This is a genomic window from Coprococcus sp. AF102-57, from assembly GCF_027686195.1.
Lineage (GTDB): Bacteria > Bacillota > Clostridia > Lachnospirales > Lachnospiraceae > Allocoprococcus > Allocoprococcus comes.
The window spans coordinates 1-23,531 of the sequence record NZ_JAQCSY010000021.1 but is presented as its reverse complement, the minus strand read 5'-3'; the positions used below and the strand labels follow the sequence as shown (position 1 = coordinate 23,531).

The window sequence follows — 23,531 nt, the reverse complement described above, 5'->3', positions numbered from 1 at the left end:
TCGCCTTGTGCTATCCTTAACCTGTTAAATATTTTTTTCAGATACAGGAGATTGAATTATGGATGGTATTATATTTGACGTAGACGGCACACTCTGGGACTCAACCGAAGCAGTTGCCAGATCCTGGAATCAGGCGATAGATGAGAATACGGATTTTTCCCTCTCACTTACAGCTGATGGGCTTAAGTCACTTTTCGGAAAAACTATGGATGAGATCACGCTTGCACTCTTTCCTTCCTGCCCAAAAGAAGAACGTGACCGGATCGGCTATCTTTGCTTTGACTATGAAAACCGGCTGCTTGAAACCGATCATGGTATTCTTTACCCGGATGTTGCACGGACACTGGAAAGCCTTTCTCAGAAAATCGATCTTTATATCGTCAGCAACTGCCAGTGTGGATATATCGAAGTTTTTCTAAAAACGATGGGACTCGGAAAATATATCAAAGATTTTTTATGCTTTGGTCAGACACAGGTTCCAAAAAATGAATCCATCCGTCTTCTGATGGAGCGCAATCATCTGCAGGATGTGGTTTATGTCGGAGATACTTCAGGTGATTTTGATGCCTGCCAGAAAGCAGACGTTCCTTTTATTTATGCTTCGTATGGATTTGGTGATATTCCGGATCCACCAAGACAGATTGGCGCAATCAGGGAACTTCCTGCTCTTCTTGGACTGTAGATTTTCTCTGTTTATGTTCCTGGTTCAGGATTATATAGCAGTTTTTTCCATCATTCAGCATCTGCAGAGTCTGCCACCGGTAGTTTCCTTCCATACACATGACAATATAAAAAGATCAGAGTCTGATAATCACATTTTTTATCATTCTCTGATCTTTTTATATTGAATTCTTTCCAGTGGATTTTTCCTTTTCTTTATTCCACATCCTCTTCATCAAATTCACACACCACATAATATCCCTGCGGTGTCTGCTTTACGTCAATCACCTTTCCCTGTCCTGACTTAAGTCTCTGCCATGAACGATAATTGGCGCTCATTGCCACAGCCGGCTCAATCGTATAATAAAAATACGCAGCTACAACGCCCTCTGTCACATCAACAATCTGTCCGGGTTCAACCAGTCCCGGACGCTCCATTTTAAATTCCATCTGTCTCATTTCCGCTTGATACCTGCCTCTTTTTCTATATTGTATTCGTTTTTTCTTGTAATTGCAAGTATTTACACAGTCTGTTTTGTGACGAAGCTTTGAAGTAGAACGCCGCTGTCAGGTGGTCTTTTTAGCCACCTGATCTAAAACAACTGAAATCACATTATCCTTCGTTCTATTCGGATTTCTTACACTGTTTTTCATGCAGAACTTCCGGAACGATCATATAATGCTCCTCAATCAATTTTGCTGTCTTTTCAACAGGCAATTCTTTTATTCCTTTTAAAAGGATCTCATGATTGTAGCGAAGTACATCAAAGGGGATGATGGATTCAACACCCATTGTATAATATCCGCACAAATTGCTTTCCCGGAGCATTGCCCATATTTTATATAAGGTTTCGCACTTTGCTGCTCGAACAATGCATGAATGAAACTGTTCATCATAACACATAATGTGGTACACATCTTTTTCTTTCGCAGCTTTTTCCATCTGGTCCAGACACTCATCCATTTCCCGTTCGATTTCTTCCGGAAGTTTTCCGGCAATGATCCTGATTGCCAGAACTTCCAGGGTAGAGCGGACAAGATATTTTTCCTGCATTTCTTCATAGGAAATCGTCTTTACTGTACTGCCTTTATGAGACTCATAAACAACAAATCCTTCCTCCCCGATATGACGCAGGGCTTCTCTGACCGGTCCCCGGCTTACATGAAACTTCTCCGCAATATCTTCTTCTACAATTCGTTCCCCCGGTTTGATCTTCCCCCGAATGATGTCTTCTCTTAACACATCAGCGATTTGCTGCCAAAGAGTTTTTCTTTGTATTGATGCCTTCCTGGTATAATCCATTCATTCTTCCTTTCAGATTTTTGCAGTTTTTTTATAAAAAGAACAGGCTGATCCCCACAATTACTGCCAGTGTAATTGCCAGAGCCGGCCAGAGTGCCCAGAATGCCCCCAAAACCATTGCCAGATAATCTCCCTTTTCAAAAACAATGTTCTGGTCACTCATCTGCTTTTTAAATTCCAGGAACTTTTTATCCTGTTCTTCCAACTGTCTTCCTCGTTTGCTGTATCCTCCAAAAAAGCTCATGCTAATTCCTTTCTGATTTTATGAATCCTTTTCTACTCCGAGTGGATTATGACAGGCTACAAAATGTCCAGGTCTCATTTCCACAAGTTCCGGTGTAATATGCTTACAGATTTCTGTACAGTATTTACATCTTGTATGGAACTTACATCCTTTCGGCGGATGAACCGGACTTGGGATATCTCCTTCAAGCGGGATCATCTCTCTGTTAGAATCTACGTCTGTCGTCGGAATTGCTGATAGCAGCGCTTCTGTATATGGATGTGTAGGATGATCAAACATTTCCTGTGACTCTGCAAGCTCTACGATGTTTCCAAGGTACATAACACCAATTCGGTCACTGATATATTTTACAACACTCAAACCATGTGAAATAAATAAGTATGCAAGATTGTCTTCGCTTCCGAGATCTTTCAGAAGGTTGACGATCTGCGACTGAATGGAAACGTCAAGTGCGGAAACCGCCTCATCGCAGACTACAAATCTTGGTTTCAATGCAAGTGCACGTGCAATACCGATTCTCTGTCTCTGTCCACCAGAGAACTGATGTGGATAACGATGGATCATATATGGTGCAAGTCCACATTTTTCCATGACTTCCATAACATACGCCTGCATTTTTTCATCATTTTTCTTAAAAATGCCATGTGCAAGAAGACCTTCTCCGATGATCTGTCCAACTGTCATACGCGGATTCAGTGATGAGTATGGATCCTGGAAGATCATCTGCATATCTTTACGTAGGAAACGCATTTCTTGTGTTTTCAGTCTCGCAAGATCTACTCCATTATCACGGTATGCTTCGTATTTTGTAAAAGCTTCATCGTTTTTATATTTACTGCGGAGTTCTTCTAACTTCTTCTCCGCTTTTTCAAGTTCCACTTTCTTCTCTGCGATTTCTTTTGTCTTATCGACACCTTCCATCTGGTTTTCTTCATTTAAACCACTGATCACTCTGGCAACTTTGAATTTTTCAAGCAGTAACTGTTCTGCTTCTTTTGTGTCATCTAAGCTATAGAATCCACCAATGATCTGAACAAGATTCAGGAATTCCATATTACATTTCTTCTGGATATTTTCACATTCAGCCTGTTTCTGGAATTTTTCCGCAGAATCTTCCATTTTTTCATATTCCGCTTTTAATGCTTCTGCCTTCGCTTCTAATTCGGCAATTTTCTTTTTACCAGAAGAAATATTTTTGATTGTTTCGTCTACATAAAGCGGTGCCATATCGGTAAGAGTTCTGCCGTAATACATTGTCTTACCTTCTGTCTGTTTGTAGATCTGAAGTAAAGTTCTTCCAAATGTTGATTTTCCACATCCGGATTCTCCAACAAGACCAACTGTTTCTCCTTCGTAAATATTCAAAGTAATTCCGTCATTGGCTCTTACATACTCCTGCTCTTTCTGGAATAACTTTGTTTTCTTAAGTGGAAACCACTGTTTCAGATCCGTGACCTTCAAAAGCACTTTCTTTTCATCATTATTTGGCATGGCGTGCCTCCTTATCCGGGTAGAAACAACGAATCAAGTGATTGTCTTCTGCCAACTCTAATTTTGGTTCTTCATTCATACATTTCTCTGTTGCATATTTACAACGCGGAGCAAATTTACATCCCTTCGGAAGATTGAGCGGATGAGGTACTGCTCCCGGAATTGCCTCAAGTCTTGCTCCGACCGGTGTATCCAGACGTGGAATTGAAGTCATAAGTCCTTCCGTATATGGATGTGAACAGGTTGTCTCTTTTGCAAAGATAGTTCTTGCTTTACACATTTCCACAACCTGACCACAATACATAACTGCCACTTCATCTGCCATCTGGTTGATAACTCCAAGGTCATGTGTAATGAACAGAATAGAGGTCCCTTTTTCCTTTTTCAGTTCATTCATCAGCTTTAAGATCTGTGCCTGAATGGTAACGTCCAAAGCAGTAGTCGGTTCGTCAGCGATCAGAAGACTTGGTTCGCAGGCAAGAGCCATGGCGATCATAACTCTCTGACGCATTCCACCTGACAGCTGATGCGGGAACTGTTTCATAACAGATTCCGGATTCGGGATCTTAACAGCTTTTAACATTTCAAGTGATTTCTCACTTGCTTCTTTTTTTGTGATTTTCTGATGGGTTAAATAAACTTCATTTAACTGTTTTTCGATCGTATATACCGGGTTCAAACTTGTCATCGGTTCCTGGAAAATAACGGAAATCTCATTTCCACGAATCTGGTACATATCATTGATTGTACACTCCGCAAGATTTCTTCCCTTGAAAGTAATTGTACCGCTGTCGATATATCCGTTTCCATCCAAAAGTTTTAAGATACTCATTGCCGATACACTCTTTCCACTTCCGGATTCTCCTACGATACCTAATGTTTTCCCAGGCTCTACTCGATAGGAAACACCGTTGACCGCTTTTACAATTCCTTTTTTTGTCTTAAAAAATGTATGTAGATCATCTACTTCCAATAAATATGCCATCGTTATTCCTACCTTTCATTTGCTTTCGGGTCAACTGCTCTACGAAGTCCGTCACCAAACAAGTTGATACTTACAGTACAAAGTCCTAATACAACTGACGGGAATACCCATCTCCACCAGTACTGTGAGATAACTTCTGAAGAACGACAGTTGTTCAGCATATTTCCCCATGAAGGAATTGGCTCTGCAACACCGAATCCTAAGAATGATAATCCGGATTCTGTCAGCATACAGGTTGCAAATGAGATTGTTGCCTGTACGATAATGATCGTCATTACGTTCGGTACGATATGACGGAAAATAATATTCTTTTCTCTTACACCCAGTGCTTTTGCAGCGACAACGAATTCTTTGTTACGTTCTGCAAGCACCTGTGCACGGACAAGACCTGCGATACCGGTCCATCCGAGGAAACCGAGGATCAACATGATCATGATGATTCTTCCGACATCAGATACTTTATTTCCGATCAAAGCTGAAAGAATCAGTGCCAGCGGGATAAACGGAAGGGATCCGACAACCTCTGCCAGACGCATAAGAAGGATATCCACAGTTCCACCGTAGTATCCGGAAATACCCCCTACTAAGATACCGATCGCAAACTGGATGATAACAGCGATGAATCCGACTGTCATAGTCATCTGTCCACCCTTTAAGATACGGTAGAATACGTTTCTTCCAAGATTATCTGTTCCAAGTAAGTAACCTTTCAGTCCCCATGTCACAACAGAGCCGTCTTCTTTGATAATACAGTTCTGATAATAGCCGGAAGCTAATTTTGCAATATTGGTTGCTTTAGCAGGAACCTTTGCCTGATTGTTTTCATTTCCGCCCCAGGCCACTGCGTTTCCATCTTCTGTCACAACAACAAGATGGTTACGTCCACCTGAAATATCCACTGCTTTGCCCTGCACTTCTTCCGGTACGGAGAAAATATGGTCGTGATTGTTTCCCCAGACTTTTACAGTACCATCTTTTAATACAGCTGCTGCTGCTTTATCTGTTAAAGCGATTTTTTCTACTTTTCCCTGAATCTCTTCCGGTACATTATCTAAAGCAGTTTCTTTCTTTGCAAGCGAGATGACTTTTCCATCCTTTGTAAGGGCAATGGCTGTCTGAATATTTGCTTTTACTTCTTTGACTTTTTCGTCCTTTACATTAGCTGTAGAAATATCAACTGCACTTGTATTTCCCCATGAAACAACTTTTCCGTCTTCTGTTACAACAACGGATACCTGATATCCTGCTTCAATGTCAGCAATCTTTTTGCCTTTCAGTTCCGGCGGAATCACATTAAGACCCATTCGGTTGAAGCCCCAGGTGTATAAGTTACCTTTATCGTTGATTGCCAGCACGTGGTCCTGACCAACTGCGATATCAACAACTTTTCCCATATCAGCCGGAATTTTTTTCAGGTTTTTCGTTAACTGTCCCCACTCATAAACGTAACCGTCTTTGTCTACTCCTACACCATATGTCGGACCAAATTCAATCACTTCGGCATTGTCTTTTAAATCTGACGGAACCGAAAGGAATGAAAATCCCGGTGCGATATTTTTCTGTGTTGGATCCTGATAGTTTAAATCCTGGTGAAACCAGATCGGAAGGATGAAGCACATTGCAAAAATTGATACAAATACGATCAATCCTCCCATAGCCAGTTTGTTTTCCAGCAGATTTTTTATAATCGTACGAAAAGGACTTTGCATCTGTTCTTCTTCAAGAACGGAACGCTGTTCTTTTTCTTTCTTCTTTCCAAATAACATTTGTCTTCCTCCTAATCGAGTTTAATTCTTGGATCAACGATACAGTAACATAAGTCTGTGATCAGGTTTGCAGCAAGTCCTAACAAAATGTAAAACATCTGCATGGACAGTGCGACTGTATAGTCATGCTGGTTCAAGGAATCGATCAGAAGTTTTCCGACACCTTTCCATGAGAACAGAGTCTCAATGATAACCGCTCCACCAAAAATACCTACGATAGAGCCTACGATCCAACCTGTGATCGGGATCATCGCGTTACGGAACGCATGTTTGTAAATAACAGTTTTTTCTTTCAGACCTTTGGCACGGGCTGTTCTTACATAATCCATAGATAATGCATCAAGAAGAGCTCCTCTGACATAACGGATCAGACCACCGATACCTGTCAGACATACAATAATAGGAAGTGCCATATGATATAAATAATCTAAGAATGCACGGAAGCCTGTAAAATTTGCACCCGTTGTGACCATTCCACTGATTGGAAAGATCGGAATTTTAATTGCAAACAGGTAGATAAAGATCAGTGCCGAAATAAATGAAGGAATACTGATACCGATCATAGTTGCTACCTGGAGTGATGTATCAAACACCGTGTCTTTTTTTACCGCACATTTGATTCCCAGCGGAATTCCGATTGCGAAAAGGAAAATATAATATACAACGTTCAGGGCGATTGTATTTTTCATCGGAGGTCCGATCAGTTCTTTAACCGGAATACGATATACGGTAGAGTAACCGAAATCTCCCTGTAAGATATTTCCCATCCAGCTTAAATACTGAACCGGAATCGGTTTATCAAGTCCGAGACGTACTCTTGCCTGTTGATAAAGCATCTCATACTGTTCCGGTGAAACACTCTGCTTTTGTCCCTCGACCATAAGTCTGGCAGGGTCACCAGGTACCATTTTGAAAATACCAAACAGTAAGATGGAAAGCAGGAAGAATACTATAATAATATAACCAAGTCTTTTCAATATGTATTTTGCCATAATGTAGTTTTCTCCTTCTGGATGAAATAGTTATTCCTGAATTATTCATGACATGTGATTCTGTCCGAACCATTACCATAATTTTGTTTTCGTATAAAGAAAAGATACGGGAAGACAGAACATTTCCCTTTGTTCTGTCCTCCCTGTTTTGTCATGCATATCAAAAGTTAATAGAATTGATCTATTCTGATGAATCCTTTATGCTTATTCTTCAAAGTATGCATCTAATACCATTGCTCCCCATCCCACATGAGCTCTAGGAACGAAATTCTTAAGCTTCGGATTGAAGAACATATAAGAAACTCCTGATCCCATTGGAAGACTTGGAAGTTTTTTGTTGTATGCCAGCTGGAATTCTCCATATAATTTTCTGAATCCGTCAATGTCTTCAGAATCAACTTTCTGCATCTCTTTACCGATTGCTTTTAATTCCGGATCGGAAATGTAGTTAACATTCCAGCTTCCCATTAAACTCGGATCGTCATCGAAACAGTTCCAGTAGAAGAGAATTTCCGGAATTCCGATACTACTGTAGAAAATGTTATATTCTGGTTCATCGATACCCTGGCGATTCAAATGGTTGATCATAAGTGCAAAGTCCATAGATGTGTATTTGTATTCCATACCGATCTTTTCTGCTTCCGGTGGGATTACTGTGTTGTAAAGTTTTGAGTAGTCATCTTCGCAGCATGCTACTTCAACTTTTAATTTCATCAATTCACCATCTACTTCTTTATAACGGTATTTGTCTGTACCTTCTTTGTACTCTTCACCTTTTTCGTTCAGTGTCCAACCACCATCGATGAGTTCCTGTTTTGCTTTATCAAGGTCATATGAGTAGTGAATCAGTTCAGATTCAATATCATCTTTGATTGCTGCAAAATCTGTTGTAGCATCTGTTGCATAACAATCTACCACTGTACCGTATCCGCCTGTTAACTGTTTGTTGATTTCATCACGGTCTACGATATAAGCGATTGCACGTCTTACTTCTTCAAACTGTGTCGGTCCAAAGTCACACATATAACGCATCTCGTTGATACGTGTTCCCGGTACAAGACCATAGTTTGCATCTAATTTTCCTTCTTCTACTTTTGTTAAAGCAGCTTCGATCTTTTCTCCTGTACCTGCTGAGTAGAAATCAATTGTTCCTTTTTCAAATTCGTCACGGATTGTTTCATCTGCAACCGGTTTGGAAATAATTGTCTGGATATGTGGTTTTGTTCCATCATATGTTCCAAGGTATTCTTCGTTGATTTCAAGTTCAACAGTTTCAGTTGTAAGGTCAACACTCTTTAATTTGTAAGGTCCACATACAACCGGTGCTTTGTAACGGAATCCTTTATCCGGATCAAGTAAGGTTTCTCTGATGAGATCTTCTGTAAATCCGTCTGTGAGGTATGCTCCGTTTCCATCATCCTTCACGTCGCATCCCGGAGCGATTGCTGCAAGCGGTTCCGGTCCATAGGCAACATTTGCCATCTCATAGTAGTTCGGAAGCTGATCTGCACTGATTGTCATAGAAAATTCGTAATCCCCAAGAAGGTTAACACCTGCGAATTCTTTTGTTGTTCCCTGTACATGATCGTTGTATCCAACTAAAGCCCATCCGTATGTTGCATCACCTTCACAGGCTGCAAATTCCGGAGAAGAATGAAGCAGAAGACTGAATACATAATCTTTTGCTGTGATCGGAGAACCGTCACTCCATTTCAGGTTATCATTGATTTCAAAACGGTATGTCTTGCTTCCGTCATCGTTTTCGATTACTTCGTGATCTTTAACAACAACCGGGTCCCAATCAAGAACATAATCACGATTGTAATCAGCGAGGGCGTAACCACTCATCAGTCCGATAAATCCAGAGTTCGTTGCACTATTTGTCCATCCGCCGTACATATCCGGTGATAAGGTACCTGGTGAAATTGCAACTACAACCTGTCCTCCTACAGGTGCATCTTCCGGCGGTGCACTCTGCATATCTTCGGTTACCTCAACTCCAACCTGTTTGCTTTCACCATCATCCTGATTATTCTGGTTCTTGCTGGAAGCTCCTCCACCGCCACAGGCTGTGGCTGAGAATACCATGATACCAGCCAGCATGAGGGCTATCATTCTCTTTTTCATTTTGCATTCCTCCATAAATGTAAACTTTGTGTTAAGACAATTATAACATTTTACCAATTAAACATCTATTGTCGTTTTCGTTTTTGTGCATTTTTGTTAAATACGACGTATTTTTATTGTATACAAAAAAGCAAGTCTTTCATGGACGGATTTTACTACATATATGGACGATATCTGTTTTTCGTTCACACACATTCAGATTGTTAACAGTCTACAATTTGTGCATTTTTAACAAATTGTTAAATGTTGACATTTGACTAAAAACAAAAAAGCAGAACGCTTATTCTGCTTTTTTTCATCAATCTTTTTGTTATCGCGATAAGAGTACGACGGTTTCAACGTGCTCCGTAAACGCAAACATTTCCACCGGCTGTATCTTTTTTACCTGATATCCTTTTTTTGTCAGATACTTCAGATCTCTTGCCAGTGTCTCCGGATTGCAGGAAATGTACACGATCTTCTCCGGTCCCATCTTCACTGCAGATGCCATAAATTTTTCATCACTTCCGGCTCTCGGCGGATCCATAAACAGCACATCCATACTATTTCCCTCTGCTGCCATCGCCTCCATAAACTCCCCGGCATCTCCCTGGAAAAATCTCACATTCCGGATCTGATTCTCTTTTGCATTTAATATTGCATCCTTCACGGCATCCTTATTAAGTTCCACACCGACTACTTCTTTTGCATGTCCCGATGCGATCAGACCGATCGTTCCGATTCCGCAATATGCATCGATCACGCTTTCTTTCCCTGTCAGATGTGCAAATTCAATCGCTTTCTGATAAAGGATCTCCGTCTGCACCGGATTTACTTGATAGAAGGACTTTGGTGAAATCCGGAAAGTACACCCGCAGAGTTCATCCCGGATAAATCCTTTCCCATATAACACTTTTTCTCTCTCCCCAAGGATCATACTGGTCTTTCTGTCGTTAATATTAAGGACAACCGTTGTAATCTCCGGATGCTCTTTTCTGAGTGCTTTTACGAAATTATTAGACGATGGAAGGATTGGTGATCCAAGCACCAGAACCACCATAATCTCTCCGCTTTTAAACCCTCTTCTGATCAGCACATGACGGAACAAGCCATATCCTGTATCTTCATCGTAGGTTTTGATCTTAAAAGATTTCAAAAGTCCCCGGATCGTCCGGATGATCTCCTGACTCTTTTTGTCTTCGATCAGACAGTTTTCAACAGGAACGACCCGGTGTGTCTTCGCTTCATAGGTTCCGGATACGATATTTCCCTTTCGGTCTCTGTCGAATACGGCGTGTACTTTATTTCTGTAATAATACGGATTCTCCATTCCGATGATCGGTTCTACTTTTCCGTATTTTGACAACAGAGCGTTCACCATTTTCTGCTTCTTTTTCAGCTGCTCCTTATATGGCACTCCCTGATACTGGCATCCTCCGCATTTTTTTGCCACTTTACAGGCTTCCGGTTCTGTCTGTTTTTTCTTTTCTTCCATTTTTTACCTCTCTTCTTTTTTTATTCTTTTCTCAAAAGAGATCCGGCATATTATCCAGATACAACTCTTCTCTGACCTGGAGATGGTAATATGCTTTTTTTGTATCTGATGTATTCATTCTTATTATAATCCTTTTAATCATTCAGATCCGTCTGGAATCTTGATAAATGTTCATACGGCAGGATCAGTCTCCCCCTGTATAATCCGCATCCGTCATTGATGAGACTATTATTTGCCGCAGCAAACATATTGACTTCCAGATCCTTCAGTTCCAACCCCAGAAGCCGCATTCCTCTTTCGTATGCCTCATCAAAATAAATGCATTCTCCTTCCGGAATAGCTTCTCTTCTTGCCCTGACTCTTTCCTGTTCCTTCTCGTAGGCCTGGTGATTTGCCGCTCCAATCTCCGCTATATCATCCATCTTCTTTGTCCGCAGTTGTACTTCCATGTAACTTCTCGAACAGTTATCATAAAACGTGATGTGGAGTGATTGATAGCTGCCTCCGCTTCCATTGGAAATATAATCCCGATAATAAGGTTTCACCGCCTCATCCATAAAAGGAGATGTACTTTCAAGCACCCCTTTTGCAGATTCTGCCGTAAATCCTCTTTCCTCCAGAAACCCCGGAAGAACATTCGCGATCCTGTATAAATACTTGATTTCCTCTTCTTCTCGCAGTTTGTCATCCCTGATATGGCATTTTGGAAGAGAAATTACCAGACGGTATGCGATAATATCCCGAAAGCAGCTCAGTTTTTCCCTTAGATCAGGCACCGGCGGATAGGTATGATGTTTTTCATAATAATCATAAATATATTCTACAATATACCCGTTGAATTTTTCCTCTGCGCGGATCAGGGACTTGATCCTTCCTTTAAAAGTAAAAGCAAGCAGAGGATATTCCTGTACCATGTATTTATAAAAATCCCTGATTTTCTGCGACTGTGCAGTAAGGAAATCATTGTGTTCAAGCAGTTCCCTGAACTGGATCAGGAAATTGGAATGGATGAGATCTATTTCATTGTGATTCTTCTTTGCTTCTTTCTTCAGATCCACTGTATAATTTCTTAAAATCCGAAAAATCGTATCACCTGAATATAAATAGTCATTTAATGTGATCATACGTTCCATCCTTTCTATTTGATTTTCTTATACAGTATAGCAGAATCTGGCTGGATTGGATACCGTTTTGTTAAATAGAAGCAGGGATTGATCTGCTGCATATAATCCAGCAAGGTCAATCCCTGATTTATCATATTTCTAAAATAAAAGCTGAAGCCCCATAGCAATGATCCACATATACGCACATGTCTTCAGAATCATCAGTAATCTACTTTTGGTTTTGTTTTACTGAATAGTGTTACCGGAGTGTAACATCCAAAGGAGATAATGATAGCGGCAATCAAATCAAAAATCAAATATCCGACATCAAATGCTCCTTTCGGATCTGCTTACGAAGAACATGCTGCCATCAAGGATACTGCAGCAGAGGTAAGAGCGCTTCGCAAAAACGGAATTCATGTATCCGCCGTCTTTATGGGAAACGATGGCGAAGTGACAAATGCTAAACAGATTTACGGAAAAGAATTTACCAGGATCCGCCAGATTGATCAGCTTTCAAAAGCAGCTGGACGTCTGATTCAAAAAGAGATCCGGGAGTTATATAGTTAGTTACTTGTGGTTTTCCAGCTCCAGAACAACCACTTCACAGCTCCGTAAATTCAATGAATCCTTTTCACAATCTACCGTTCCATCTATACGGTTCGATAACCATACTTTTTCGATTTCGCTCTTCAGTTTGATTGTTGCAGCATCCTTTCCGAAATTAGCAGCCACAAGAATGCACTTGGATTCATCTTTACGGTAAAATGCCATGACTCCGTCCACATTTTCATATTCCGGAAGAAATTTTCCATAGGTAAATACTTCTTTCAGTTCATCCGATTTACGCAGTGCAACCAGTTTGCGATAATAATTCAAAACTGAATCCGGATCCTGTTCCTGAGCTTCCACATTCACGTCTTTAAATAAAGGATTTACCTTTAACCATGGAGTTCCTTTTGTAAAACCGCCATTTTCCCCGTTCGTCCATTGCATTGGTGTTCTTGCATTGTCACGGCTCATACGGCTGCATACTTCCAATGCTTCCTGATCAGATAATCCCGCTTCACGGGCAGTATGATACTGGTCTTTTGTACTGATATCATCAAATTCCTCCATGCTGTTCCATTTGGCATTTCTCATACCGATTTCCTGCCCCTGGTAAATGAAAGGAATTCCTCTGAGGAGAAGGCTTATGGTACCAAGCATCTTGATTCCGTCCGGTGTCTGAGCATAAGATGGCAAAAATCTGGATGCCCCTCTTGGCTCATCGTGATTTTCAATGATATTCGCCTTAAAGCCATACTTCTGTGTTTCTAATTGTGCCTGAATGATCGCAGCTCTCCATTTCGCAAATTCCAGCTTCGGAGCATCATACCATCCATGTTCTCCATCAGTGAGCGTATGGGCGCTAAAATCAAATATCGTTGAAAAATGACCGGTTTCTCCAATAAATTCCGGTAATTCATCCGGTTTCATGTTAAATACTTCTCCGACTGTAAAGGCATCATACTTTTCAAAAGTTGATTTTTTCAGATCTTCCAACAGCTCCCCTACTCCGTCTACACTTTCAACCATCTTCCAGCAGCTTGCCAGACCATCTTTCCCATCCGGTGCAAAATCAGGAAAGTTCAGATCCTTCTTAATGTTTATGATCGCATCGATTCGAAAACCGGAGAGACCTTTTTCCAGCCACCAGTTGATCATTTTGTACAGTTCCTGCCGTAACTTCGGATTTTCCCAATTCAGATCCGGCTGTTCCTTTGCAAACATGTGAAAATAATATTTGTCCGTTCCCGGTACCTTTTCCCAACAGCTTCCTCCAAAATAGGAACGGTAATTGCTCGGTGGATTGCCGTTTTTTCCCTTGCGGAAATAAAAATAATCCGCAAACGCTCCATCTGGATCAGCAAGTGCTTTCTGAAACCACTCATGTTTATCGGAGCAATGATTAATAACCAGATCCATAATAATATGCATGTCTCGTTTTTTTGCTTCTGCCAGCAGTTCATCAAATTCTTCCATTGTTCCGAATTCTTCTGCAATTGCATAGTAATCCGCAATATCATATCCCTGGTCTACAAATGGTGATTTATAAATAGGTGATAACCAAATAATATCGATTCCTAATTTTTTCAGATAATCCAGTTTAGAAATAATTCCTCTCAGATCTCCGATTCCGTCTCCATTTGTATCCAGAAAACTCTTTGGGTAAATCTGATACGCTACTTTGTCATGCCACCACTTTTTTCCCATTTTTATCAACCTCTTTCATCTATAATCTTAGTATTTGTTCGCCATTGCGTTATTGCTTTGGCTGTATTATACTGCTATTATAAGATCTTATTTTTGACAAATCTTGCATTATTTTTTCATTATATAACACAATACTGCTATTATGGAGAGGACAAAAAATGAAAACGCCACATTCACTTATACCGGAGCAAAAAGAAAATATCAAACATGGAGAAGTTTATTTTCCAATCCAGAAGTATATTACAAAGCTGACAAAAGAAGCACCTGTCATAACAATGCACTGGCACGAGGAAGCAGAGCTTACCCTTATAACAAAAGGTTCCTGTGTCTACCAGATCGATTTAGTTGAATATGAAGCAAGTACCGGGGATATCCTGTTTATTCCTCCCCTGCTGCTGCATTCCATTATCCTGAAAAGCAGTCAGGACTTCTGTTCGGAAACCTATGTATTCCATATGAATCTTTTGGGAGGAAATACTGCAGACATCTGTTCTACCCGCTACCTTACGCCCATGGTAAACCACGAATTATCTTTACCCTGTCTCATTACCGCGGATCATCCTGCATATGATTCTCTTTGCAAGTCTTTTGCACAGCTTGCCTCCCTTTACGATACCCGGATGTTTGGATATGAACTCGCCATAAAATCTTATCTGCTGCAGACACTTTTTCTTCTGCTCCAGTACAGTAGCACAAGATTCTCCACGGAATCAGACTCTTCCGACAAATTAAAAATTGTACTTGATCATATTGATCTGCATTATGCAGAAGCTCTGTCGGTTTCTGAACTTGCAAAGCTATGTTATTTCAGCGAGTATCATTTTATGCGCTTTTTCAAAAAACACATGAATATGACCTGCATTCAGTATATTAACAATATCAGACTGGAAAAAGCGGTAGAGTTATTTGAACACGGTAACACCTCCATATTAGAGGTATCTTTATCTGTTGGCTTTCATAATCTTTCTTATTTTTACAGAGCATTCAAAGCAAAATACCATATGACACCGCTGGCTTTTATAAAAAGATTAGAACTGGATTCTGTATAAGCTCATTCCCTGAGCGATTTTATATTTTCTTTAAATCCTGTTATTTTTTACGATAAATCCGAATCATCAAAGGCGTTTCTACCAAAAGCATGGCAACCCAGCCTGCCAGATAGGAATATGGCAACGCTTCAATTCCAAAGTTCCACAACAAAATCATAGGTGCTGCTGCAATGACTCGGACTGCCATATTGGTAAAACTGCTCATCAGTGTCACCTTCAGGTCTCCGATTCCACGGAAGAACCCTTGAATTGCATTCGTAACGGCCGGAAGAATATACATCACAGCAATCAGATGCAGATAAATGACACCATGTCCTATTACTTCCTCATCTTTTACGAAAAGTGCCATTAGTTCTCCGGCAAATACCTGGCAGATCACCATAACAGCTGCTCCATAAACAATTTCCAGAATCATCCCACAACGAAATCCCTCCCGCATGCGGTCATTTTTTCCGGCTCCCTTATTCTGCGCCATAAGTGCCGTCATGGCATGGGCAATATTCTGTTCCGGTGTAATTGCAAAGTCATCAATCCGATTGACCACCGCAAAAGCTGCAGCCACGGAAACTCCCATCGTATTAACCAGCGCCTGGATCGCAATTTTTCCCATTTGCACGGTGGCCTGCTGCATGGCGGATGCCCATCCGTAAGCAATTGTTTTCTTCAGCAAACGTGAATCGAATACCAGCCATTTCTTACCCAGACGAAGAATCGGTACTTTTTTCTGTATATAAATAATACAGAACAGGCAGCACAGTGCCTCACTAAGCACTGTGGAAATGGCGCATCCATTGCTTCCTGCCTTTAGTACAATGACAAAAAACAGATCTCCGAATATATTCAGGACTGCACTGATAATTAAGAAATACAAAGGCGATGCACTGTCTCCCAAAGCTCTTAAGGTACTGGAAAAAAAGTTATACAAAAAGGTAAACATTAATCCCAGAAAAATAATCCGTAAATACTGCCGCGTCATCTCCATAATCGATGCATCTACCTGCAACAGATGCAGGATCGGTACAGCAAATACCACGCAAAATAAAGTCAGAAAAAAAGAAAAAACTACTCCCGACAACATGGTTGTACTGATCTGCCTGTGCAAAGTCTTATAATCCTTTGCCCCATACTGAATTCCCATGAGGATACTTGCCCCCATACATAATCCATTTAAAAACAGTATCATAAGCGTACTGATCGGATTACAGATACCAACTGCCGCCAGCGCTTCTTTCCCCACAAAATGCCCTACGATGATGCTGTCCACCGCATTATAAGTCAGCTGAAACAAATTTCCCAAAACAAGCGGCACAGTGAAATTCACAAGAATCGGCATGATTTTCCCGGTTGTCAGATCTTTTGTCATCTCATTCCTCTCCTTCGGTAAAATTTAAAATTAATTCTCTTCCGTTTTCTTTCTTTTCCTTTCAGAAACCCTTGGCACTGACTGAAGAGTAATAGATGGAATTTTTAAACCCATTATTCCCTTCAGAATCCAGGTAAATGATAACATGACCAGAACCGGAATGGCACAGGTTGTCACAAGCAGCACTGCCACGCCCTCTATAATTCTGTTTAATCCATCCTCAAAAGCAGAGAGTTTTTCTGTAGCGACTTCACCTACCGCATCAATCGCATCATCAACCTTATTCTTCGCATTATTAAGAAATTCACTGAGAGAAAACTTTTTATCTTTCGTTTCTTGTGCTTCATCCTTCTTGTCTGCGTTTGCAGAGGTATCTCCCTCATCTAATAATTCTTCCGTATCTTCCAGTGTAAAATCAGCTTCATAGGACTTTGCATAGGTTTCATTTACCATATTCGTCACCCATGCACTGGTAGGAACCAGTCCCCACAAAAGAACACCCAGAATGATACTCTTGATTCCGATTCTGTAGATAAATTCTTTCCATCCGTTTTTCAAAAAGTTGCCTGCTGCCAGAAGCACGCATCCGATAGGAAATAAGATTTTAAATGCAATATACCCGGTGATAGTCAGTAAATATTTTTCAACAATGATCACTGCATAAACGATCACCATATAGCCTGCGACATCTGCCAGCTTATTGGCGATCGGAGTTGCGGCTTCTCCCGGTATTGCTGCAGCACCTGTTGCAAGAGCGGTTGCTGTTCCGGAAAGCCCAAGTGCTTTTTTCTGCAATCCATTCAGCGTTTTGATAACCCAACGGTACGATTCGACAGAAGTTGCCCATTTGGAAACAACAAAAAATGATGCAAGAGCAATCCCAATGCAGATCAGCATCATGATCAGACGATTTCGCATCGGTTGCTTATAGTTTCTAACTGTGATTTCATGGCTGTCTGCCATCATAGGTTCTTTCATACTTATTTTCCTTTCATGCTATCTATTCTCGGATAAAGAAAGGATCGGATACAAGCTCCCGATCCTTTCCACCTTTTCAGTTTTCTATTTGTCCAGAACCGCAACCTGAATTGTCTTTACTGCTTCCTCCATACATTTGATGTCCTCGGCACGCAACCTAATATCCAAGCACTTTACAGTATCTTCTACACTGGAAGCTTTTCGCATTCCAACCAGAAGACTCATCCGGTCGTACTGAGATAATGCCCAGGCTTCTACCAGCGTTGCAAAACTGCAATGATATTCCTCACAAAGTGGTTTCCAGATTTCAAAGGCCCTGCGAAGTCCTTCTTTTTTCTCCGGATCTGTCCAAGGTATTCTGGATCGGATATCGGTTTTTGCAAATTCCCGTTCCATAAAGGCAGGAGAAGTTAAAAATCCTTCTTCCAACACACCATAGGTCTGAAATACCGTGTTATACTTTTTACACAGATCAAAATATTCTCTGCCATGGAAAGGAGAGAGAATACTGAAAAATTCCTGTACAACAGATACGTTTCCGCCGGCTTCCTGATATGCAGCCAAATCTGCCGGCTGACTGTTAGAAAGTCCATAGGTGCGGATCTTTCCTTCACGAACCAGATTCTCCAAAGCTCCTACAGTTTCTTCCACCGGAAAGCTGCCGCATACATAATGTACAATAACAGAATCCAGATAATCGGTTCCCATTCTGCGCAGAGAGTCTTCCACGTCTTTTTTCACTGCTGATGCGCGGGTGTCATTGTTAACGGTATAACCGTCTCGTTCGTAATGGAAATTACCACCCTCATTTCTCCAGTTCAGTGAGCATTTGGTCTGCAAAACAAAATCATTTCTTCTGCCTTTCAGTGCCTTACCAAGCAGTTCCTCACTTACTCCTGTACCATATACCGGTGCGGTATCGATGTAATTCACGCCATGTTCATGACAAATATCAAGCAGGCGCTTCGTATCCTCAACTGTAGAATCTCCGTCTGTCCAGACACTTCCGCCGCCAAGCCCCCAAGTACCTAATGCAACCACAGAAACATCGATGTCCGTGTTGCCAAGCTTTTGAAATTTCATTTTAATTCCTCCGTTTTTCGTTATTCTTTCCTGCTTTTTATGCAGTATCCTAACCGTACAGCGTTCCCCTCACAAGGCTGTCTATATTTAAAAAGACAATTTTATCACATCTGTGCGTTACTTACTCTACCTATTAGTATATACCACGCTCCGGAATAAGTAAAATAAAATCACTTTACCATTTCAAAAGCCACATGAATTCATCAAACCGGAATCGATTAATAACCCCAACTGATTATTTCCCAATTCTTTTTATCTTTTGTTTTCACTAAATGCCACTGCCAGTTGGTATATGTAGCATTAGGATTCAACCCACCATCTCCACCTTTTTCATCTGTATCAAAGGTTAATAATACTACAATAAGTTCTTGATTATTTTCTTTCCAATCCATTACTTCTTAGTTATAAAATGTGAACGCATGCGTTCACTATTCCAACTGCTGTTCAACCAAAACTTTTTCCATTATACAGTGCAAAATAAAAGAGACTTCACTCACCATGAATGAAGTCTCCTCAAAATACAATACTGTGAATGATTCACAGAACATATTTTATCGCAAAGCTTTTAAAAATAGAATAGATTTTACCAAACGACAGTTTTCAAAAAAGCTTGCAAATATGCACGCTCTTGTTGTTGCACTTTTCTTCAGATTGTCTACAAACATCTGATAAGCTTTTTGAACATAAATTCAAACACTGCCTCTTTCGTCGGAATCGCAGGGATTCCACCTCTCTTTTGCACACATAATCCAGCAACTGCATTTCCCAAAACAGCACACTTTTTGATTTCTTCCCATTCCATTTTTTCAACATTCTTATTCATAGAAAGGAGACTGCATAATACGCCTCCCCAAAATGAATCACCTGCCCCAGTCGTGTCGACCGCATGTATCTGAAATGCTTTGATGATTTCTTTTCTGCTTTTTGTTGCCATAAGAACGCCCTGTTCTCCCAATGTAATGGCAACCAGCTTTGGTCCCATAGCAAGGAGTTGATCTGCAGCCTGCTCATAACTTTTCGCCTCTGTCAACAGAGTACTCTCTTCATCCGATACCTTCATGACATCTACCAATTCTATGACAGATCTCATTTTTTTCACTGCATGCTCTTTGTTCTTCCAAAGAGACGGGCGATAATTTGGATCATAGGAAATAAGTGCACCCGCTGCTTTTGCCATTTTTACCGCTTCAATCGTTGTACTTTCTGCCGGTTCATCTGTCAACGATAATGATCCAAAATGAAAAATTCTACAACCTGAAATTAATGTCTGATCCAGTTCTTCTTTTTTTAACTGTGTATCTGCACCCGGTTTTCTTGCAAAAGAAAAATTCCGTTCTCCATTTTCACCGATTTCCACAAATGCCAACGTTGTAAAATAACCCGAGTCTTCAACAATAGCATCTGTATTGATTCCTTCCTTTTGCAATGTCTTCTTTAAAAATTTACCATGCATATCGTTTCCAACTTTTCCAATAAAAGATGTGCGATACCCAAAGTGGCTTGCAACGGTTAGAAGATTTGCCGGAGCACCGCCGGGATTCTGTTCGAACAATTTTCTCCCATCCTGACTATGTCCTGCTTCCGTAAAATCAATCAACAATTCACCCAATGCCACGATATCAACTTTTTCTTCCATTTTTCAGTTCCTCCACAATCTCGTTATAACGTTTTTTATTTAACCGGTAAAAAAATAATACAACCGCAGTCACAATCCACAGTACACCTGGAATCGTCGTAAATGCATGTTTCATAATTGAAAGTACAATTGCATTTTGTGTCTGATTTGCGATATAACCATATTTTCCAAGTAATCCTGCTAAAAGTGCTGTTCCAACTGCCATTCCGATTTTATTTCCAAGTGAAATAAATGCATACTGAAAACCATCATTTCTAAGTCCGGTTTTCCACTCCCCATATTCCACACAGTCTGGAATAATTGCATAGATTGCGGTATTAAATCCAGAGAAAAAAAACTGTGTGAGACCAGATAATGCATAAAAAATAGCCGGTGATTCTTTGGCATTGAAGAAAAACATAGACAACATGGAAATTCCTGTAAATAAAGCAAAGAGAGATGCTGTTCTTCCTTTGTTATTCAACTTGCGGAATAATGGTTGAAAACAGGCTGCCCCGATGATAGAAGGAATAATGATGCACATTGAATAAGTTGTGTAGTAGGAGGCATTCCCTTCCACATATGTAAAATAATACAGAATATCTGCGTTTCTACCATATAATGTAAATCCAAATAATATCTGTCCTGCCAATGCAAGAAGATATGGTCTGTTCTGCATGACTGCTTTCAACTGTATCTTTACAGAAATTTTTTCTTTTTCCGGAGTAATCACTGCCTCTTTCGTCTTCGCAAAGCAGAAGAAATGACAGGCTGTAAAAATACATCCATATATGACCGCAACCGTCAGATATCCTGTCTTTGCACTATGACTGCCGAATTTGCTGAGCAGTGGAACTGTAATAATATTTAACACACCAATTGCAATCATCGCTGCAACCGAACGGGATGTATTTATTTTTGCACGTTCATCAATATCCTGTGTCATAGCACCACACAAGGTTCCATATGGAATATTCACACAGGTATACCCCAAAACCAGCAGACAATATGTAATTACCATATAAATGATCTTTCCATTCTGCGGCCAGTCGGGTCTTGCCCAGAATGTCATAACAAGAAGAATCGCTGTAATTGGTGCCGCTACTAACAGCCATGGACGGTACCGTCCCCATCTCGATTTTGTTTTATCCGTAAGTCCCCCGACGATTGGATCATTGATTGCATCCCAGAATCTTGAAAAAAGCATAAGTGCTGACACAGCCGCCATACTGATTCCGAACACGTCTGTATAAAATATCATCAGAAAATTACTGACAAACATCCAGCTGAAATTACATCCAACATCACCAAACCCATATGCAATCTTACTGATCAGCGATACTTTTCCATTTTTGTTTTCGCTTCCCATATGTTCCTCCTATTTTTATCAGAGTTTCTGACAGAACTCTATTCTTTCCTCATTTGGTCCTTTAATCATAAAAAACTTCACACCATTTTCCCAAAATGGTAGTTCTTCGATTCCGTCTGTAATAATTGTGTATTTTTCATTGCAGATTTTCTGATACATACTTTCAATGTCTTCCACATCAAGTGCAACATGTTGGTATGCACCGTCTGACATTGCCGCCTGCCCATTTTCAAAAGTCTCTATACAGTAATTTTTTATCTGTAAAAATGCCACTTTTTCCCCTGCTTTTTCATTATAAGACTGCATAATCACTTCAAATCCAAGACTCTTATAAAACTCAACTGTTTTCTGTAAATCGTTTGTCGGAAGCCCGATATGGGCAACTCCGACAATTCCATATTTATTTTCCATACGAACTCCTTACTTTTCACTGACGTTGATAATTACTTTCATCGTTGTCTCGCGGTTATCATCAATATACTGGTATGCTTTCAGATAATCTTTAAAAGCAAATGTCTTTGAGATGAGCGGTTTCAAATGAACTTTGCCCTCATTTACCAATCTGATTCCATCTATGTAATCATCATGGCGGTACATCATCGTGCTCTTAATGTCAAGTTCGTGGTCATTTGCCACTGCAAGATCTACTTCTGCCATTCCTGCAAAAACAGCCACCAGTACAATCGTGCTTCCTTTTCTTGCATATTTAATTGCCTGTCCCATTGTGATATTGTTTCCGGCACAGTCGTAGATTACATCCGCCTTATCCGGTCCAAATGCTTCGATCATTGCCTCACCGAAGTCTTTATTTTTGGTATTCACACACACATCAATTCCGCATTCTTTTGCCTTTTCCAGTCTAAGATCACTAATATCTGTGATCATCACTTTCGCTGCCCCCATTCCTTTTGCTGCCTGTGCCACGAGATTTCCAATCGGTCCTGCTCCAAGGACTGCAATATTCATGCCAGCCACATCGCCCATCTGTTTTACACCATGAACTGCCACTGCAAGAGGTTCGATCATAGCGCCTTCTTCATAGGACATATCTTCTGGAATAGGTGTTACTTTAGATGCATCCACTGCAAAATACTCAGATGCTGTTCCTGTCGTCTGAAATCCCATTACTTTTAATTCCTCACAGAGATTATACTTTCCATGACGACATGGATAGCAATGTCCACAATATACCTGAGGCTCTATCGTCACCTTCTGTCCCACATGAAACTCTGTGACATTTTTTCCAAGTTCTGTAATCTCACCGGAAACCTCATGTCCCTGTGTTACCGGATATTTTGTAAATGGATGTTTTCCATGATAAACATGAATATCTGATCCACAAACACCAATATTCATAATCTTTACCAACACCTGATTTTCCTTTACCTCCGGAACCGGAACCTCTCTGAAAATAATTTCTCCTGGATTTGTCATTACCTGCTGTAACATAATTGTTTCCTCCCTTTCATGTTGTTTTGTTTTATGTTTTATAAAATGTTTTATTAAAGTAATTATATTATTGCCATACAAACACAATTTGTCAATATGTTTTTTCATATTTTTATATATTTCATAATTTCAAAACACATTTTTTGTATATTTTTCACAATTAACACGCAAAAAAACGGAAAGAAAACCGTAGTTACTGTGATATGCTCCCTTTTAGGTAGACA

The 23,531-nt window shown here is 40.3% G+C and carries 22 protein-coding genes; 3 read left to right on the top strand and 19 right to left on the bottom strand.

Annotated elements, in window-relative coordinates; all coding sequences use genetic code 11:
- Window positions 1-58 precede the first annotated feature (58 nt).
- Window positions 59-682: an HAD family hydrolase gene (locus PGZ10_RS12790; protein WP_270247532.1), complete on the top strand. Its 624-nt coding sequence runs from the start codon at window positions 59-61 to the stop codon at window positions 680-682.
- Between the two features lie 194 nt (window positions 683-876).
- Here PGZ10_RS12790 and PGZ10_RS12785 read toward each other — a convergent pair whose 3' ends face one another.
- From PGZ10_RS12785 to PGZ10_RS12735, 10 genes are all read right to left on the bottom strand, one after another.
- Window positions 877-1,119: a hypothetical protein gene (locus tag PGZ10_RS12785; RefSeq protein ID WP_008369354.1), complete on the bottom strand. Its 243-nt coding sequence runs from the start codon at window positions 1,117-1,119 to the stop codon at window positions 877-879.
- 166 nt (window positions 1,120-1,285) lie between these two features.
- The gene (locus tag PGZ10_RS12780) at window positions 1,286-1,963 is read right to left on the bottom strand and encodes a GntR family transcriptional regulator (RefSeq protein WP_117556479.1); all 678 of its coding nucleotides are present in this window, start codon (window positions 1,961-1,963) and stop codon (window positions 1,286-1,288) included.
- Between the two features lie 31 nt (window positions 1,964-1,994).
- On the bottom strand, window positions 1,995-2,207 hold the full coding sequence (locus tag PGZ10_RS12775) for a hypothetical protein (RefSeq protein ID WP_008369357.1): 213 nt from the start codon (window positions 2,205-2,207) through the stop codon (window positions 1,995-1,997).
- Between the two features lie 18 nt (window positions 2,208-2,225).
- Window positions 2,226-3,698 carry an ABC transporter ATP-binding protein gene (locus PGZ10_RS16635; RefSeq protein WP_117823777.1) on the bottom strand — a complete coding sequence of 491 codons (1,473 nt, stop codon included), beginning with the start codon at window positions 3,696-3,698 and terminating at the stop codon, window positions 2,226-2,228.
- Complete coding sequence (locus tag PGZ10_RS12760) at window positions 3,688-4,683, bottom strand: ABC transporter ATP-binding protein (RefSeq protein ID WP_008369363.1); 996 nt, start codon at window positions 4,681-4,683, stop codon at window positions 3,688-3,690. Before PGZ10_RS12760 ends, PGZ10_RS16635 begins: the two co-directional genes overlap by 11 nt.
- A gap of 8 nt (window positions 4,684-4,691) precedes the next feature.
- Window positions 4,692-6,449 carry an ABC transporter permease subunit gene (locus PGZ10_RS12755; protein WP_117556473.1) on the bottom strand — a complete coding sequence of 586 codons (1,758 nt, stop codon included), beginning with the start codon at window positions 6,447-6,449 and terminating at the stop codon, window positions 4,692-4,694.
- A gap of 11 nt (window positions 6,450-6,460) precedes the next feature.
- Window positions 6,461-7,441, bottom strand: coding sequence for an ABC transporter permease (locus tag PGZ10_RS12750; RefSeq protein WP_008369366.1), 981 nt, complete (start codon window positions 7,439-7,441; stop codon window positions 6,461-6,463).
- 204 nt (window positions 7,442-7,645) lie between these two features.
- Window positions 7,646-9,568, bottom strand: coding sequence for an ABC transporter substrate-binding protein (locus PGZ10_RS12745; protein WP_270247531.1), 1,923 nt, complete (start codon window positions 9,566-9,568; stop codon window positions 7,646-7,648).
- A 310-nt stretch (window positions 9,569-9,878) separates the two neighbouring features.
- Window positions 9,879-11,042 (bottom strand): 23S rRNA (uracil(1939)-C(5))-methyltransferase RlmD, encoded by a 1,164-nt coding sequence (gene rlmD / locus PGZ10_RS12740; protein WP_117556469.1) that lies wholly within the window; start codon window positions 11,040-11,042, stop codon window positions 9,879-9,881.
- Window positions 11,043-11,176: 134 nt separating this feature from the next.
- Entirely contained in the window at window positions 11,177-12,166 is a 990-nt protein-coding gene (locus tag PGZ10_RS12735) for a guanosine polyphosphate pyrophosphohydrolase (protein ID WP_118199213.1), read from the bottom strand.
- 267 nt (window positions 12,167-12,433) lie between these two features.
- Here PGZ10_RS12735 and PGZ10_RS12730 point away from each other — a divergent pair, with 267 nt between their 5' ends.
- A complete protein-coding gene (locus PGZ10_RS12730; RefSeq protein WP_270247529.1) occupies window positions 12,434-12,715 on the top strand; it encodes a hypothetical protein in 282 nt (93 codons plus the stop codon).
- On the opposite strand, the gene PGZ10_RS12725 is transcribed toward PGZ10_RS12730, so the two are convergent.
- Window positions 12,716-14,401: an alpha-glucosidase gene (locus tag PGZ10_RS12725; RefSeq protein ID WP_118219720.1), complete on the bottom strand. Its 1,686-nt coding sequence runs from the start codon at window positions 14,399-14,401 to the stop codon at window positions 12,716-12,718.
- Window positions 14,402-14,559: 158 nt separating this feature from the next.
- On the opposite strand from PGZ10_RS12725, the gene PGZ10_RS12720 reads away from it, so the two are divergent.
- The gene (locus tag PGZ10_RS12720; protein WP_008369393.1) at window positions 14,560-15,450 is read left to right on the top strand and encodes an AraC family transcriptional regulator; all 891 of its coding nucleotides are present in this window, start codon (window positions 14,560-14,562) and stop codon (window positions 15,448-15,450) included.
- Between the two features lie 40 nt (window positions 15,451-15,490).
- On the opposite strand, the gene PGZ10_RS12715 is transcribed toward PGZ10_RS12720, so the two are convergent.
- From PGZ10_RS12715 to PGZ10_RS12680, 8 genes are all read right to left on the bottom strand, one after another.
- Window positions 15,491-16,813, bottom strand: a complete 1,323-nt coding sequence (locus PGZ10_RS12715; RefSeq protein WP_117823773.1) for an MATE family efflux transporter — start codon at window positions 16,811-16,813, stop codon at window positions 15,491-15,493.
- A gap of 30 nt (window positions 16,814-16,843) precedes the next feature.
- Window positions 16,844-17,791, bottom strand: coding sequence for a hypothetical protein (locus PGZ10_RS12710; RefSeq protein ID WP_270247528.1), 948 nt, complete (start codon window positions 17,789-17,791; stop codon window positions 16,844-16,846).
- A gap of 84 nt (window positions 17,792-17,875) precedes the next feature.
- Window positions 17,876-18,874: an aldo/keto reductase gene (locus PGZ10_RS12705; RefSeq protein ID WP_117556454.1), complete on the bottom strand. Its 999-nt coding sequence runs from the start codon at window positions 18,872-18,874 to the stop codon at window positions 17,876-17,878.
- A 218-nt stretch (window positions 18,875-19,092) separates the two neighbouring features.
- The gene (locus PGZ10_RS12700; protein WP_270541571.1) at window positions 19,093-19,266 is read right to left on the bottom strand and encodes a hypothetical protein; all 174 of its coding nucleotides are present in this window, start codon (window positions 19,264-19,266) and stop codon (window positions 19,093-19,095) included.
- A gap of 263 nt (window positions 19,267-19,529) precedes the next feature.
- Complete coding sequence (locus PGZ10_RS12695; RefSeq protein WP_270247526.1) at window positions 19,530-20,510, bottom strand: carbohydrate kinase family protein; 981 nt, start codon at window positions 20,508-20,510, stop codon at window positions 19,530-19,532.
- On the bottom strand, window positions 20,494-21,858 hold the full coding sequence (locus PGZ10_RS12690) for an MFS transporter (RefSeq protein WP_118199219.1): 1,365 nt from the start codon (window positions 21,856-21,858) through the stop codon (window positions 20,494-20,496). Before PGZ10_RS12690 ends, PGZ10_RS12695 begins: the two co-directional genes overlap by 17 nt.
- A gap of 18 nt (window positions 21,859-21,876) precedes the next feature.
- Window positions 21,877-22,269 carry a VOC family protein gene (locus tag PGZ10_RS12685; RefSeq protein ID WP_021652508.1) on the bottom strand — a complete coding sequence of 131 codons (393 nt, stop codon included), beginning with the start codon at window positions 22,267-22,269 and terminating at the stop codon, window positions 21,877-21,879.
- A gap of 9 nt (window positions 22,270-22,278) precedes the next feature.
- Window positions 22,279-23,307, bottom strand: a complete 1,029-nt coding sequence (locus PGZ10_RS12680) for a zinc-dependent alcohol dehydrogenase (RefSeq protein WP_270541570.1) — start codon at window positions 23,305-23,307, stop codon at window positions 22,279-22,281.
- Window positions 23,308-23,531: the final 224 nt, after the last annotated feature.